This window comes from Sodalis sp. RH20, from assembly GCF_047324205.1.
Lineage (GTDB): Bacteria > Pseudomonadota > Gammaproteobacteria > Enterobacterales > Enterobacteriaceae > Acerihabitans.
This window is the reverse complement of record NZ_CP178733.1, coordinates 5456013-5471406: the sequence shown is the minus strand read 5'-3', so window position 1 is coordinate 5471406 and position 15394 is coordinate 5456013. Positions and strand designations below refer to the sequence as shown.

Annotated in this window: 11 protein-coding genes; 1 reads left to right on the top strand and 10 read right to left on the bottom strand. The window is 59.4% G+C overall.

Annotated features, from left to right (window positions below; translation table 11 throughout):
* Positions 1–14: 14 nt before the first annotated feature.
* Complete coding sequence (gene aaeA, locus ACL2XM_RS24985) at positions 15–947, bottom strand: p-hydroxybenzoic acid efflux pump subunit AaeA (RefSeq protein ID WP_413731866.1); 933 nt, start codon at positions 945–947, stop codon at positions 15–17.
* A gap of 7 nt (positions 948–954) precedes the next feature.
* The gene (gene aaeX / locus ACL2XM_RS24980) at positions 955–1158 is read right to left on the bottom strand and encodes a p-hydroxybenzoic acid efflux pump operon protein AaeX (protein ID WP_413721542.1); all 204 of its coding nucleotides are present in this window, start codon (positions 1156–1158) and stop codon (positions 955–957) included.
* Positions 1159–1505: 347 nt separating this feature from the next.
* Between aaeX and aaeR the strand changes: the two genes are divergently transcribed.
* Positions 1506–2432 (top strand): HTH-type transcriptional activator AaeR, encoded by a 927-nt coding sequence (gene aaeR / locus ACL2XM_RS24975; RefSeq protein WP_410013325.1) that lies wholly within the window; start codon positions 1506–1508, stop codon positions 2430–2432.
* A gap of 19 nt (positions 2433–2451) precedes the next feature.
* Here aaeR and tldD read toward each other — a convergent pair whose 3' ends face one another.
* The 8 genes from tldD to csrD form a co-directional block, all read right to left on the bottom strand.
* Positions 2452–3897, bottom strand: a complete 1446-nt coding sequence (gene tldD / locus ACL2XM_RS24970; RefSeq protein WP_413721543.1) for a metalloprotease TldD — start codon at positions 3895–3897, stop codon at positions 2452–2454.
* Between the two features lie 123 nt (positions 3898–4020).
* Positions 4021–7830 (bottom strand): AsmA2 domain-containing protein YhdP, encoded by a 3810-nt coding sequence (gene yhdP / locus ACL2XM_RS24965; RefSeq protein ID WP_413731864.1) that lies wholly within the window; start codon positions 7828–7830, stop codon positions 4021–4023.
* Between the two features lie 97 nt (positions 7831–7927).
* A complete protein-coding gene (rng, locus tag ACL2XM_RS24960; RefSeq protein ID WP_410013322.1) occupies positions 7928–9397 on the bottom strand; it encodes a ribonuclease G in 1470 nt (489 codons plus the stop codon).
* A complete protein-coding gene (locus tag ACL2XM_RS24955; protein WP_413721545.1) occupies positions 9387–9980 on the bottom strand; it encodes a Maf family protein in 594 nt (197 codons plus the stop codon). The genes rng and ACL2XM_RS24955 overlap by 11 nt, the downstream gene beginning before the upstream one ends.
* Positions 9981–9988: 8 nt before the next feature.
* Positions 9989–10477, bottom strand: a complete 489-nt coding sequence (mreD, locus tag ACL2XM_RS24950; protein ID WP_410013320.1) for a rod shape-determining protein MreD — start codon at positions 10475–10477, stop codon at positions 9989–9991.
* Positions 10474–11724, bottom strand: coding sequence for a rod shape-determining protein MreC (gene mreC, locus ACL2XM_RS24945; protein WP_410013319.1), 1251 nt, complete (start codon positions 11722–11724; stop codon positions 10474–10476). The genes mreD and mreC overlap by 4 nt, the downstream gene beginning before the upstream one ends.
* 94 nt (positions 11725–11818) lie before the next feature.
* Positions 11819–12862 (bottom strand): rod shape-determining protein MreB, encoded by a 1044-nt coding sequence (gene mreB / locus ACL2XM_RS24940; RefSeq protein WP_004385136.1) that lies wholly within the window; start codon positions 12860–12862, stop codon positions 11819–11821.
* Positions 12863–13257: 395 nt separating this feature from the next.
* Entirely contained in the window at positions 13258–15192 is a 1935-nt protein-coding gene (gene csrD / locus ACL2XM_RS24935; RefSeq protein WP_413729348.1) for an RNase E specificity factor CsrD, read from the bottom strand.
* Between the last annotated feature and the right edge of the window lie 202 nt (positions 15193–15394).

The window sequence follows — 15394 nt, the reverse complement described above, 5'->3', positions numbered from 1 at the left end:
ATCGGGCCATCCGTTTAGCCGAACTCGCGCAGGCGATGCATCAGCTGCATCATCGGCGACAGCTCGCGCCGGTCGCGATCCTTACTGCCGGTGATCACCACCGTCGCGGTGGTGCCGGCCGGATAAAGATCTCCCTGCTGCGCGTCGAGGCGGATTTTAACCGGTACCCGCTGCGCCAGCCGCACCCATTCCAGGTTGGAGTCCACGGTCGCCATGCCCTTGGCATCCACGGCGCTGCTGCTGTTGGTCACCCCGGCGGCAATGCTGTCCACCGTGCCGTAGAGCACCAGATTGCTGCCCAGCGGCGTGATTTCCACACGAAAGCCCGGACGCACTTTTTCCAGTTTGGTTTCTTCCATATAGGCCAGCAGGTAGAACGAATTGCGTTTCACCAGCGCCACCGATACCGCGCCGCGGGTAATAAATTCACCGGCATGGACATTCAGGTTGGTTATCCAGCCCTCGGCGGGGGCGCGCACCGTGGTGCGCTCCAGGTCGATTTTCGCCAGATCCCTGACCGCCACCGCTTTCGCCAACTGGTGGCCGACGGTGGTCAAATCATTGCTGGACTGATCGATGGCTTCCTGGGACATGGCATTGGTGCCCAGCCGCAGCCGGCGTCCCGCCTCGCGACGTTTCTCGGCCACCAGGGCCTGGTAATAATCCACATCGGCCTGCGCTTCGTCCAGCGCCTGCTGGTAGCGCGGCTGATCGACCACGAACAGCACCTGTCCCTGCTTCACCAGTTGGTTATCGCTCACCCGCACCTCGGTAAGCAGGCCGCTGACATCGGGCGAAATCGCCACCACATCGGCGGTGAATTTGGCATCCCGCGTCCAGGGCGATTCGGTATAGAACGTCCATGCCCGGAAAATAGCGACGGCGGCAATCAGTACCAACAGCAGAGTAATCGCAATCCTGATTATTTTTATTGCAACAGTTTTCACAGCGACCTCAAACAAAAAGACACGAAATCAGATAAAACACGCAGCAATACAATGCGGTATTAAACAAGGCCGGATGCCAGACGAAATCGTAAATGCCCGTCGGCTGCAATAGGCGACGCAGCAGCATGAACACGGCCATCGACACCAGCAGCTCAAAAAACACCGGGGGAAACGACAGGCCGAATATCACCATAACCGGCAGCAAACTCATGACATTTTCCTTACCTTTTCCCGTTTGACCGTTGCCGGCAACCCCAAACGCGTCCCGCCCGCCACGGCATCCTTCCTCACGGCCATGGGCGGCATTCGCGGATGTTAACGCGGCTAAGTATAGAACTCAGGAAGGTGATCGAGGGTTATTCCCGGCGGATAAAACGCACTGAGACCGTGTGGCGAAAACGCCCCCACAATGTTACTGTTTATTTCAAAGCAATAAAGACATCTGCAAAACAGGGGCGGCAATGCGCGATCAGATGAACCGACGGGTATATAGTAGCCTTTACTGACTGGCATTTTCAATATTATGTGATCTAAATCACTTTTCACTCAGGCTTAACAATGGAAAGACTGAAACGTATGATGGTATTCGCCAAGGTGGTGGAAGGCGGCTCGTTTACCTCCGCCGCCCGGCAACTGCAGATGAGCGTATCGTCCATCAGCCAGACCGTGGCGAAACTGGAAAACGAACTGCAGGTAAAACTGCTTAACCGCAGCACCCGCAGCCTGGGCCTGACCGAGGCCGGCAAGATTTATTATCAGGGCTGCCGCCGTATGCTACTGGAGTTCCAGGAGGTGCATGAGCAGCTCTACGCTTTTAACAATACCCCGATCGGCACGCTGCGCGTCGGCAGTTCGTCCACCATGGCCCATAACGTCCTGGCGACCATCACCGCCGATATGCTGAAGGAATATCCGGGACTGTCGGTAAACCTGGTAACCGGCATACCGGCGCCGGATTTGATCGCCGACGGCTTGGATCTGGTGGTGCGGGTGGGCGCGCTGCAGGATTCCAGTCTTTTTTCACGCCGTCTCGGCGCCATGCCGATGGTGGTTTGCGCCGCCAAAAGCTACCTGGCCGCCCACGGCACGCCGGAAAAGCCCAGCGACATGGCTAATTTTTCCTGGCTGGAGTATGACGTCAGGCCGGACAGCGAATTCGAGCTGGTGGCCCCGGAGGGCATCACCCTGCATCTGGCGCCGCAGGGCCGTTTCGCCACCAACGACTCACAGACGCTGATCCGCTGGCTGACCGCCGGCGCCGGCATCGCCTATGTGCCGATCATGTGGGTTCTGGATGAGATAAAGCAGGGCAATGTGGAGATTTTATTCAATCGCTATCTTTCCGACCCGCGGCCGGTGTATGCGGTGTATACCCAGAAGGATAAATTGCCGCTGAAGGTGCAGGTGTGCATCAACGCCATGCATGAATACTTTAACAATGTCACGGCGGTCTACCAGGCGTTCCGCCAGGATACCATGTTCTGATATCCCGGCGGGGCAGGACTCAGGCGGTGCCGCCGACGGTGATATTGTCGAGCTTAAGCGTGGGCTGGCCGACGCCGACCGGCACGCTCTGGCCTTCCTTGCCGCACACGCCGACCCCTTTATCCAGCGCCAGGTCATTGCCGACCATGGAGATTTTCTGCATCGCCTCGATGCCGGAACCGATCAGGGTCGCGCCTTTAACCGGATGGGTTACCCGGCCGTTTTCGATCAGATAGGCCTCGGACGTGGAGAAAACAAATTTGCCGGAGGTGATATCCACCTGGCCGCCGCCGAAGTTGGGCGCATACAGGCCATATTCGACGCTGGCGATAATCTCCTCGGGCGTGGACTGACCGGCCAGCATATAGGTGTTGGTCATGCGCGGCATCGGCAAATGCGCGTAGGACTCGCGCCGGCCGTTGCCGGTGGGCGCTACGCCCATCAGCCTGGCATTGAGCTTATCCTGCATATACCCTTTGAGAATGCCGTTTTCGATCAGCATATTATATTGTCCGGGCACCCCTTCGTCATCAATGGCAAGCGAACCGCGCAGGCCGGCCAGCGTGCCGTCATCCACCACGGTGCATAACGGCGAGGCCACCAATTGGTCCATCTGTCCGCTGAACACCGAGCTGCCGCGACGGTTAAAATCGCCTTCCAGTCCGTGGCCCACCGCTTCATGCAGCAGCACGCCAGGCCAGCCGGCGCCCAGCACCACCGGCATGGCACCGGCCGGCGCCGCCACGGCGGACAGATTAACCAACGCCATGCGCACCGCTTCCCGCGCCCAGCTGTCGGCACGCACGTCGCCGTCGACGCTCTCAAGGAAAAAGTCATAACCAAAACGGCCGCCGCCGCCGCTGGAACCACGCTCGCGTTTGCCGTCCTGCTCAACCTGAACGCTGATGGACAGGCGCACCAGCGGGCGCACATCCGCCGCCAGGGTACCGTCGCTGGCCGCCACCAGGATCTGTTCATACACGCCGGACAGGCTGGCATTCACTTCCTGCACCCGGGGGTCGGCGGCGCGCGCGACTTTATCCACCCGATGCAATAAGGCGATTTTCTCTTCACGCGGCAGGCTGTTAAGCGGATCACGCTGCGTATAGAGGGATTTATAAGGAACTTCGCCCAGGGTATGCACCCGGCCGTTGCCCTGCTCGCTGACAATGCTGCGCGCCGCGTTGACGCTTAATTGCAACGCGTTAAGGGTGAGCTGATCGGCATAGGCGAAGCCGGTTTTTTCCCCGCTGACCGCACGCACGCCGACACCCTGGTCAATGTTATAGGATCCATCTTTGATGATGCCGTCCTCAATCACCCAGGACTCGTGGTAGCTGGATTGGAAATAGAGATCGGCATAATCCAAACGACGTTCGCTCATCTGGCCTAACAGCGAAAAAAGATCTTCGTGACTCAGGTTGTTGGCCGCGAGTAATTGCTCACTGACAAAAGTCAGACTCATAGGTTTTCACTCTTATTAATGATGGATTGGCCAGCAACGGCTGGAATAATAATCGTACTAACAATCGTTATAGTCATATTTATAGACTGCGGCAATTCAACGCCGGCGTCAAATGCACGCTGATTATTTACTATGACCCGCCGGTGTGCGCGGCTGGCGCAGCACTTCCTCGATTTTCGGCTGATCCAGGCTGCCGGTGATGTGATAGCGAATCACCGAGATTTTGTTCCACAGCGGCGCCAGGACCTTGCTGGCGGCGAATACCGCGGCGCCGACCACCGGATTGATGGCAAACGCGGCGGCAACCCCGACGGTGGCGGAGATTTCCGGCGCTATCACCGCTTCCATATCAATGCGCTGCGCGTTCAAATCCACCTGGCCGTTCATGGCGATGTCCGCTTCCAGGCCATCAATCAGCGAGTCGTTGGTATGCAGCACACCGTCTTTAATCCAGGCGGTACCTTTAATGGAGTCAAAATAGAATCCTTTACCGAAGGTGTCGCGGAAATCGAACTGGAGCTTGCGCAACAGCGCGTCGAAGCTAATCAGGCGCAATAGCCTGCCCGCCTGGCCGCTGCTGAGATTATCGATCTTGCCTTTGCCGAGATTGGTGTGCAATACGCCGTTCAGGCTGGCGATCTCGGGTGTCCAGGGCAGCGACTGCCAGTGCAGATCGTAATCCAGGTTAAAAGGCGCGTCGCGCAATGGGGTGTCGATGCCGACATAGTCCGCCGCCTCGCCGATATTTTTACCGCTCAGCTTGCCTTTGACCGAGGTCAGGTTTTGCCGGCCGGTACGCGACCATCCGCCTTCAAGCGTCAGCCGGGATTTGCCGGTATCCACCAGGCCATGGCTCAGCGCCAGGGTATTTTTCTGCGGCGTCACATCCGCCTCGACCCGGCCCAGATTTTGCCCCAGCAGCCAGCACTCCTGGCAGCGCAGCTGCAGTGCCGGCCAGTCGCTAAAGCCGGCGGCCGGGTCGTCATCCTGGAAGAGCGTATCGCCAGCCGCGCCGTTTTTCGGCCACAGCGGATTATAATAAAGGTAACGGATATCCGCCCGCCAGGGGCCTTGGTTCGCTAGCGCCAGCTTGCCGTCGATTTCCTTGCCGCGGGCTTCAACGACGCTGCCGCCCAGGGTATTGCGGCGCGTCAGCGACAGCGCGTGCCATTGCTGGCCGCCCAGGGCCAATAACGGCGTATTCAGCGTCAGGGCATCCGGGAAACGGAACCGGCTGGCCACCGCTTTGCCCGCCGAGCGGGACTGCGGCGTCATTAACGCCAGCCATTTTTCGCCGTCCAGCGCCGGGAGATTCAGCGTCAGGCTTTTGCCGTCCGGCAGCGGCGGTATCCTGGCGTTATCGGTGGCCCAGGCGCCGCGCGCAAGCGTAACCAGCTTGCCCAACTGCCATTCGCTGTTAAAGGCATTATTCTTGCCGGCATGTCCGCTCAACGTAAAGCCCGTCAGACCGCCCTGGGCCTTGACCGCTAATGGGAACGGCTGGCCGGCCGCTTTATCCAATGGCGCAGGTAAGTGACTGCTTACATTTTTTAAATCGGCAGTGACATCCACGGTATACGCGGGTTTGCCTTGCAACGGCAAGGTTATCGCCATCACGCTCTGCCAGGAGGCCCGTCCTCCCAGCGCTTTCGCCATGGGTTCGGGCAGGCCGGACAGATGGGCCACCGACCAGTCCCCTTGCATATCGACGTTGATATCAAAGCTTTTTTGCAGCTCTTGCGTCGTGAAGCGCACCGCTACCGGCTGTCCCAGCCACTTTGCCGACAGCATATCGCTGTCCAGGTTGCCATTATGGTAGCGGAACTGGCCGTTCAGGTTGTTCATAGTGGTGCCCAGCGGCTTAATCAGCAGGCTGTTGTCGGCCAGATTCACCTGACCCGATGCGGTGACTGCCTGGCCGCTAAGGGGTATGGATAGGTGTAAGTCCCCACTAACATTGCCGCCGACCTGCAGCTCGGCAAGCGCCGCGCCAAGGGATTTCTGCAACGGAGTCTGGTTAAAATAGGCGCCGATGGCCGGGCCGGACCCGCTGACATCCGCATCCACCAACAGCAGCTGTTTGGAATAATCGGGGATGGCGGCCACGATATTACTGCCGGTCGCCTCGCCCAGTTTCGCCTGCGGCGCGCGCATAAACAAACCGTCGTTCAGGAAGTCCAGATCGATACTCAGATCGGTCAGCCGCGGCCAGCCGGGTTCAAATTCATAGTCCGCATGGCGCAGCGGCACCAGTACCTCGAATTGCCCGTCGTTATGCTTAAACGGGAATTGTTTGGGATCGCCGGCAAAGACCAGCGTGGCGTTATCCACCTGCCCGCCTTTCAACGCGCCGGTGAGGTAATTGACCAGGTGGGTGCCCATTAACGGCTCGGGAAAATAGCGCCAGACCTGGGCGGCATCATACAAGCGCAGACCGGACAGCACATCCAGCCACGGATCACCGTTGAGGGGCTGATGAAAATAAAAGTCCCCGGTCGCCCACAGCGAGGTGGCCTGCAGATCGATATCGCTGCCCCATAACCGCAGGCCCTGCTCATCATTGCGCCAGTCAAGGGCGGCCCTGGCCCGCTGCACTTCCAGCGGCGCGCGGAACATATCTTTATACGGCAAGGTGCTGTTATCCAGCGCCAGGTTTAGCCGGCCGGCGGCAAGGGTTCCCGCCACCGAACCGCCGACATGATCCACGCCCGGCAGGAGTTGCCATTGCTGCCAGCTGAGATCGCGCCAGTCGCTCTGGAAACGGATTTTTTCCGGGTTATTAAGCGGAATATCCAGCGCCAGGGTGGACAGTACCCCTTTGGGCTGCAGATCCTGCCAGCGGGCGCGCAGGTTAGGTGTAATAATGGATATCAGCGGCAAGAAGGGACTGAAACGCTGTAGCTCCAGGTTTTTCGCCCGCAGGCGGATTTCCCCGGCCCTGTCGGGCGCGAACAGATGATTCTTTTCCGGCAGCCAGAACAGCGAGAGCGCGCCGGGCGCCCAGGATTCCCCGTCGGTGGCGATGTTGAGCACCGGCACGTCCATTTGCCATCCGTCGCCCTGTTTGCTCAGGTGCAGGGCCAATTTCGCCACGTCCACGCGGTGGTCCTGGTCTCCGTCCTGCCAGCTAGCCGTCCCCTGGCTGAAAAAGGCGTCGCCGCCGGTAATATCGCCATGATCCAGGCTCAGCCAGGCGGCCAGGCTAAAATCGGCCCGTTGCAAGCCGGTCTGGCTTTGCACCCACTGGCTGAACCATGGCTTGAGATTGATATTATCGGCCTGCAAGTAGATCTTGCCGTTGTCCAGCAGACCGTTTTCATCATTGAGGTCCATGCGCAACTGGATCGCGCCCTGCTGCACATCAACGTTGGATAAGGCTATCTGTCCTTCCGCCCGGTGGCGCTGGCGTGAGTTGAGCCAGGTCAGTTGCGGCACCGAAAGCATGGTGCGCTCCCCCGAGGGCGTCAGGAAAGAGAGCTCGCTGTCGCGCAGGATAAAGTGGTCGAACTGATGTAAAAACAGATCGGAAAGCTGGTCGGATTTAATGGGGCTGCCCTGATGGTCGCGGCCCAGCAGGGTGGTATTTAAATCCAGCTGCAATCGATAAAACGTGACGTCGCGAAATTGCCAGCGCCAGTGCAGCAGCGATTGCCAGACGTCCAGGGCCAGGGTAACGCGCTGGATACGCAGCTGTTCATCGGCGGTAACGGATTCAATGGCGCGGATATCAAGCGTCGGGCCGAAGGACTGCCAAGTGCCGTGCATTTCACGGATCTGGACATGGAGTCCGGTAGCGTTGTTTAGGGTTTGGACAATTTGCGGGCGAAAGCTGTCCAGATGGGGCAACGCCAGGCGTAACGCACTGACCGCTAATGCCACCAGGACAATCAGGGTTGCACATAGGGCCAGCAATATCCCCGGCAGTCGCTTCACGCCTTTCTCCTTGCTTCCCGTCGCACCGCTTACGGCAAGTATTTATTTTTATCTCCTGCCCGCGTGTCATGCTCTACGCCGGGCCTGAATCCTCTGGCTACATCATCACGACGTCGAACTGCTCCTGACTGTAGAGCGGTTCGATCTGCACCTTAACCTGCTTGCCGACAAAAATCTCCACCTCCGCCAGCGCATGGGATTCGTCGCTTTTCAGTGCTTCGCCCACCGCCGCCGAGGCGTATACCAAAAAACGGTCGGATTCGTAGGCATGGTGCACCCGCACGATCTCGCGCATAATTTCATAACAAACGGTCTCAATGGTTTTCACCGTGCCGCGGCCATGACAAGTAGGACACTCGCTGCACAGCACATGTTCAATACTTTCACGGGTGCGTTTGCGGGTCATCTCCACCAGGCCGAGCTGGGAGAAGCCGTTGATGCCGGTTTTTACCCGATCCTTGCTCAGCGCCTGCTCCAGCGAATGCAATACCCGCCGCCGGTGTTCTTCATTAACCATATCGATAAAATCGATGATAATAATGCCGCCCAGGTTACGCAACCGCAGTTGGCGGGCAATGGCCTGCGTGGCCTCGATATTGGTGTTGAAGATGGTTTCATCCAGGTTCCGGTGGCCGACAAACGCGCCGGTATTAATATCAATGGTAGTCATCGCCTCGGTCTGGTCGATGATCAGATATCCCCCCGATTTCAGCTCGACTTTACGTTCCAGTGAGCGCTGGATTTCGTTTTCCACGTCATAAAGATCAAAGATAGGCTGTTTGCCGTTGTAATGCTCGAGCTTGTGGGTCATCTCCGGAATATATTCACCGGTAAACTCCACCAGCAGATCAAAGGTCAGGCGGGAGTCCACCCGGATGCGATCCAGCGCGGCGCCGGCAAAATCACGCAAGATGCGCTGCGCCAGCGCCAGCTCGCCGTAAAGCATATATTTGCTCTGGTTACGGCGTTTGCGCTCCATGACCTTGGTCCACAGGCGTTTGAGAAAAGCGGCATCCTGGGCCAGTTCCTCCTCGCCGATGCCTTCCGCCGCGGTGCGGATAATAAACCCGCCGTGCTCATCGCAGTAATCCGCCACGGTGCGCTTAAGGCGCTCGCGCTCTTCCTCGCTATCGATGCGTTGGGATACGCCGACATGGGACGCCCCGGGCATAAACACCAGGTAACGCGAGGGCAGCGTAATGTCGGTGGTCAGGCGCGCGCCTTTGGTGCCCAACGGATCCTTGACCACCTGTACAATGATGTCCTGTCCCTGCCTGACCAGTTCGGCAATATCGCGCACATGGAAGTTTTTCTGCTCTTCGCCGGCGACGCATTCGGTATGCGGCATGATATCGGACGCATGCAAAAACGCCGCCTTATCCAGGCCGATATCGATAAACGCCGCCTGCATGCCCGGCAGTACGCGGCTGACCCGGCCTTTATAGATATTACCAACAATACCCCGCCGGGCCTCGCGTTCAATGTGGATTTCCTGCAAAATGCCGCCGTCGATATAAGCGACCCGCGTCTCGGAAGGCGTGATATTAACCAGTAATTCAGCAGCCATGTTGTCCTCTCAGACTACGTAAAGCAATAAACTGGCAAAGCAATTCAGAGGTTTCCACCAGCGGCAAACCCACCACGCCGTGATAGCTTCCATTGATAGCCCTGACAAAAACCCCGCCCAATCCCTGGATGCCGTAAGCCCCGGCTTTATCCATGGGTTCACCGGAGGCAATATAGCGATGAATCTCCTGCGGCGACAACAGGCGGAATGTGACTTCGGTCACGACGCTGAGGCAAAGCTGATGCCCGGCGTCGGCAAAAGCGATCGCCGTCATCACCTGGTGGCATTGTCCCGAGAGGGCCGTTAACATCTCGGCGGCATGGGCGCCGTCGCGCGGTTTTTCCAGGATGCGGCCATCCAGCACCACGATGGTATCCGCTCCCAGCACCGGACGCGGTTCAGGAGCTATCGCCACGCCGGCCAACGCTTTTTCCAGCGCCAGCCGGCGCACATATTCCGGCGCCTTCTCCCCCGCGCGGCGCAGTTCCGCCACCGGGGCGCAGAGCACGTCGAACGGCACGTCCAGCAATGTGAGCAATTCCCTGCGCCTGGGTGAGCCGGAAGCCAGATATATCGCGGTCATAACAGCCCCTATTGCACGGAAAACTGGCGGCGCACTTTACGCATCAGTAAAAACAGCCACGGCCATAACACGCCGTCCACGACGCTGCTCCAGAAAATTTCCGGCCTGAATGAAATATTGATCACCAGGAACTCAGCCCAGAACACGATGACATGCATGGTCAATGATAGCATTACCACGATCAGCGACTGCTGCCATAGGGCCATATTCCTAAACAACTGGAATTTGAAGACCACCAGGTAGGCCAGGATGCTTAACGCCAGCGCCCTGACGCCCAGGATGGAACCCAGGATGAGATCCATGATAAGCCCCAGCACGAAGCCGGTGCCGACATTAACCCGGTGTGGTATCGCCATCACCCAGTAAATCAGCACCAGGCTGAGCCAGGAGGGCCTGAACAGGTAAAGCTGCTCGGGCCACGGCATGATTTGCAATACGATGGCGAGAAGAAATGAGAGCCAGATGACCCAGGTGCCGTTGCGGCGATAACGGTTCATTGCCGGGACCCGGAAAACGGATTCACCGCCGGCGTGGACCGCCCTGAAGCCGGCGCCGTATGGCCGGCTGCCGGCGCGTTGCCGGCGGGGGACGTCGGGTTGGCGTCCGGCGCGCTGCCGGCGGGGGCCGTACGGCTGGATGCCGGCGCAGCGCTATCCGCCGCGGTGCGATTGCCCGCCGGCGCGGCGCGACCCGTCGCCGCGTGATTGGCCGGCGACGCATTGCCGGCCGGTGCCGCGCGGGAGGTCCCCGCCCTGGCGTCCGCCGCCGGCGCAGCGGCGGCGGGCGCCGCGGCCGGTGCGCTTGCCGGCGCTTCCGGCCCCATGATGCTATCCTGGGACGGCAACACCTGCGGCATCATCTGCATCAGGCGTTCATTGGCCACCCGATGGACCTCCGCCGGCGGCAGCGGCACCTCGCCCCGGGGGTCGGCTCCCCATAACAACAGCAAATAGCGCAGCCGCTGCAATTGGGCGGTCGGCCTGGCCTGGATCACGGTGTAGGCACGCTGGGTATCGACCTTAACCGACGACACCACGCCCACCGGATATCCTTCGGGGAAACGGCCGCCAAGACCGGAGGTCACCAGCACATCGCCGACGCGGATATCGGTGTTGCCCGGTAAATGCTCCAGTTGCAGATCTTCGGTGCAGCCGTTGCCGGCCACGATGACCCGGATATCGTTGCGTAAGACCTGGATGGGCAAGGCATGGGACGCATCGCAAATCAGCAACACCCGGCTGGTCATTTTGCCGGCGGCCACTACCTGGCCCACCACGCCTTTGTCGCTGATGACCGGCTGGCCGACATAAACGCCGCTGTCCAGACCTTTATCGATCACCACCTGGTCGCTGTAAGGATCGGTACTGGTGGAGATAACCTGGGTGACCATCTTCTGCTCATCCTGGCGCAGGGGCGAACCGAGCAGCTCGCGCAGACGCGCGTTCTCCTGCCGGAATTGCCCCAGCAGCAGCTGTTCGCTGTTCCTGAGCAGCAGTTCCTGGCGCAGGGTATGGTTCTCCTGCTCGAGCTGTCCGCGCGACGCCAGCGTTTCCGACACGTTGTCCAGCATCTTGCGCGGACCATTGGCCAGGAAATAGAACGGGCTGACGGCGGTATCCATGTATGTGCGTATCTGCACAAAGGTCCCGAGCCGGCTGTCGGCGATAATAATGGCGATAGCCACCATCACGGCCAGGAACAGTCGGAGTTGCAGAGAAGGTCCCCTGCTAAAAATCGGCTTCATAAGCTATGCATTTTCCTCAACAAAAAAGGGGGGCGCCGACCAGGATGAGAAATCTCAGCGTTCACCCGGGTGGTTCCCCCCTTTTCGAGGCAGGTTATTCTTCGCTGAACAAATCACCGCCGTGCATATCGATCATCTCCAGCGCCTTGCCGCCACCACGGGCGACGCAGGTGAGGGGATCTTCCGCCACCACCACGGGTATGCCGGTCTCTTCCATCAGCAGACGGTCGAGATTGCGCAGCAACGCGCCGCCGCCGGTCAGGACCATGCCGCGCTCGGAGATATCGGAGGCCAGCTCGGGCGGGCACTGTTCCAGCGCCACCATGACCGCGCTCACGATGCCGGTTAACGGCTCCTGCAGCGCTTCAAGGATTTCATTGGAGTTCAGGGTAAAGCCCCGGGGCACGCCCTCGGCCAGATTACGGCCGCGGACTTCGATTTCCCTGACTTCATCGCCAGGATAAGCGGATCCAATTTCATGCTTGATGCGTTCGGCGGTGGCTTCGCCAATCAATGAGCCGTAATTGCGGCGCACATAATTAATAATAGCCTCATCGAAGCGATCGCCGCCAATACGCACGGAAGAAGAATAAACCACCCCGTTCAGGGAGATCACCGCCACTTCCGTGGTGCCGCCGCCGATATCCACCACCATGGAGCCGGTGGCTTCTGACACCGGCAGCCCGGCGCCGATGGCGGCGGCCATGGGTTCCTCAATCAGGAACACTTCGCGCGCCCCCGCCCCTTGGGCCGATTCACGGATCGCGCGGCGTTCCACCTGGGTGGCGCCGACCGGGACGCAAACCAGCACCCGCGGACTCGGGCGCATGAAGCTGTTGCTGTGAACCTGTTTGATGAAGTGCTGCAGCATTTTTTCGGTGACGAAGAAATCCGCGATGACGCCGTCCTTCATCGGACGAATCGCCGCGATATTGCCGGGTGTGCGACCCAGCATCTGTTTGGCTTCATGGCCGACGGCGGCGACGCTTTTCGGCGAGCCGGCGCGATCCTGACGAATCGCGACGACGGAAGGTTCGTTCAGGACAATGCCCTGTCCTTTTACATAAATCAGGGTATTGGCTGTACCCAGGTCGATGGACAAGTCGTTGGAAAACATGCCACGAAATTTTTTAAACATAACTGAAGGATAATCCTGCAAGCTGGGGCGAAAGATAAAATCCGCCTACTTTACCAACCACGAGAAGCAGCGACAAGGCGCAATAACGCGCTGCTTCAATGAAAATACGTCCTCGTTAACATTCCCACACACCGAAGAAATCCCTGACGCGGTTTTTAGTCAGATGAAATGCGAGATTACTTCCGGCGCCGGTGTCGGCACTTATCGCTCTGCCTGCCGTATACGGGCGGACGCGCCGGCGGCGTGGCCACTGATAAACGGCAAAGGAGCGACAGATTGGCAACCGCAGGCAGAAAATCTGGCAGTGCACCTGATTCCAGGTAATGTAAGTACCTACTAACCAATTAGGTTAATGGGCGTATTGTACGTTAATTTTTCACGAACTTTTATACTATTCACGCATCCTGGCGTGAATATTTTTTTACCATCTCGTCCAGAGGCACTATCGGGGCAAAAAAGTCCCCTTGTCCCCCTGCGACCGCGTTATCCACCAGCGTTTGCCATTCCAGTTGGGTCCTTACGCCGGTGGCGAAAACCTGGGTCGCGGTGCCGACGCAGGCTTCGGGCAAGCTCTGGATGAACAGCTGATTTTCAGCACGGCGATCGATTTCCCTTGCCAGGCCGGGATGCAGCTTGATGAGAGATATCGTCACCGCGCTGATATAGGCGGTACTCACCACCGTCAGCCCCGCCTGTACCACGCTTAGACGACAGCCCAGCGCGTCCAGCAAGCGTAACACCGGACGCAACCGCACCAAGTGTTGACAAAGATCGGCCTCCACAAGTTCAAACATAATTTGCCGACGCTGTGTTTTTTCGCATTGCATCAGCGTATTGCGCAGCCACAGCCGGAAGTCGCGTTGCAGCAGCGAGTCAACGCTCAGGGTTATCGCCAGCACCCGTTCCGGCAATTGCGCCAGCAGGGGCAGGATACGGGTCAGCTGCTGCCGGTCGTAGCGCTCCATCAGTCCAAGGCGGCGCAGCATCGGCATAAATTCGGCGGCGGCCAACGCCTGGCCGCCTTCGGGGATACGGTTGATCACCACATGATGATCCAGACGGCCATCGCGCCGGTAGGCCGCGCGGGTAAACAGCTCCGGCCCGCCGCGCGCCAGGGTCTGTTCAAGCAAGGTGCGCCATTTGACATTGCCCCGCACCTGCTCCGGTACCCGCTTGTCGAATACCGACCAGGCGTTGCCGCCCTGCAATTCCGCTTCGCGGGCGGCCTGCTCAGCGGACTCCATCACCTCCACCGCCGTCTGGCCCTGGCGATAGACGCAAATGCCGATATGGAGCACATCGTCGCGGTGATGGCCCGCTACGCCCGGCAGGGTGGCAAGCGCCGCCACCAGTTGCGCCGCCAGCGACTCGGCCTCCTTGAGGGAGCAATGCGGCAGCAGCACCGCCAGATCGCGCCGGAAATAACGCGCCAGCAGCGCGTCGGGATAACGCATCACATAGGTGGCGATCAGCTGTATCAGCGCCTGTATCAGTTCCAGGGCCTGTGTTTTGCCCTGGCGCGTTTCCGGCAGCTCGGGATCCGGCGGCCGCAGCATCATCACCACGCCATGCGGCCCCATTTCCTGGCTGTCTTCCAGCTGGAGCGACAGCTGGTTGTCAAAAAACAGCCGGTTGCTCAGCCCGGTCTTGGCATCGCGCGCCGCGAACGCCCGGATCAGGATATCCACCCGGCTACGCTGCTCGCGGGCCTGCGCAAGGTCGCTGAGCAGGCGATCGATGGCGCTGCTGGTCAGCGACGGCGGCTCGCCGGCATTGCCCGACACGCTGTCGCGCTCCCCATGCATAATCCGCCGGGCACGGTATTCCAGGGTTTCCTGCGGCTGGATTTGGCGGCGCAGCCAGCGTAACCCCATCAGCAAAGAGAGCACCATCAGGACGATGGCGATGCTTACCGGCGCGGTCACCGCCAGCGAGCGCACCTCGCTTAACAGCGCCGTGGGATAGGTCAGCCGGACCAGCAAGTCGGGATGATGGGGCAACGCCAGGCTGCGGCGCAGGAAATCGGAGGGAGGATGGCCGCTCTCCGCCAGGCCGGCGGGCAGGAAACGGTTCAGCGTGGTCTCGCCGCGGCGGATTTCCAGCTCGCTGATGCCGCCGCTTTGCAGGGCAAACGGCAGCCAGCGCGCCAGGTCGGCGGGTGATTGGGTCGACAGCGCCTCATCGAGCGCCGCGGCAAGCGCCGCCATTTGCCGATCGGTACGGTGCTCGTTGAGGTAAAAAAAACTTAACGCGCTGCCCGCCAGCATCAATAACATCACCAGCGCGCACAGCAAGGCCACCATAGCGGAAAGTCTGACGAGTAATCGCATCCCTGTGCCCCGGTAAAATATCTGAGGTAAGCCTGACGATATTTTATCGTCAGTACGGACAAAATGACATATTTTCAACCAAAGCGGGCAAAATATCGCCAGCCGACGGGTGGCGTGGAAAAATAGTCGCCGGGACGCCGGAATAAAAAAACGTTTTATACGTCATACTGGCTACAGAGCCTTAATTGCTTAATGGAGACGA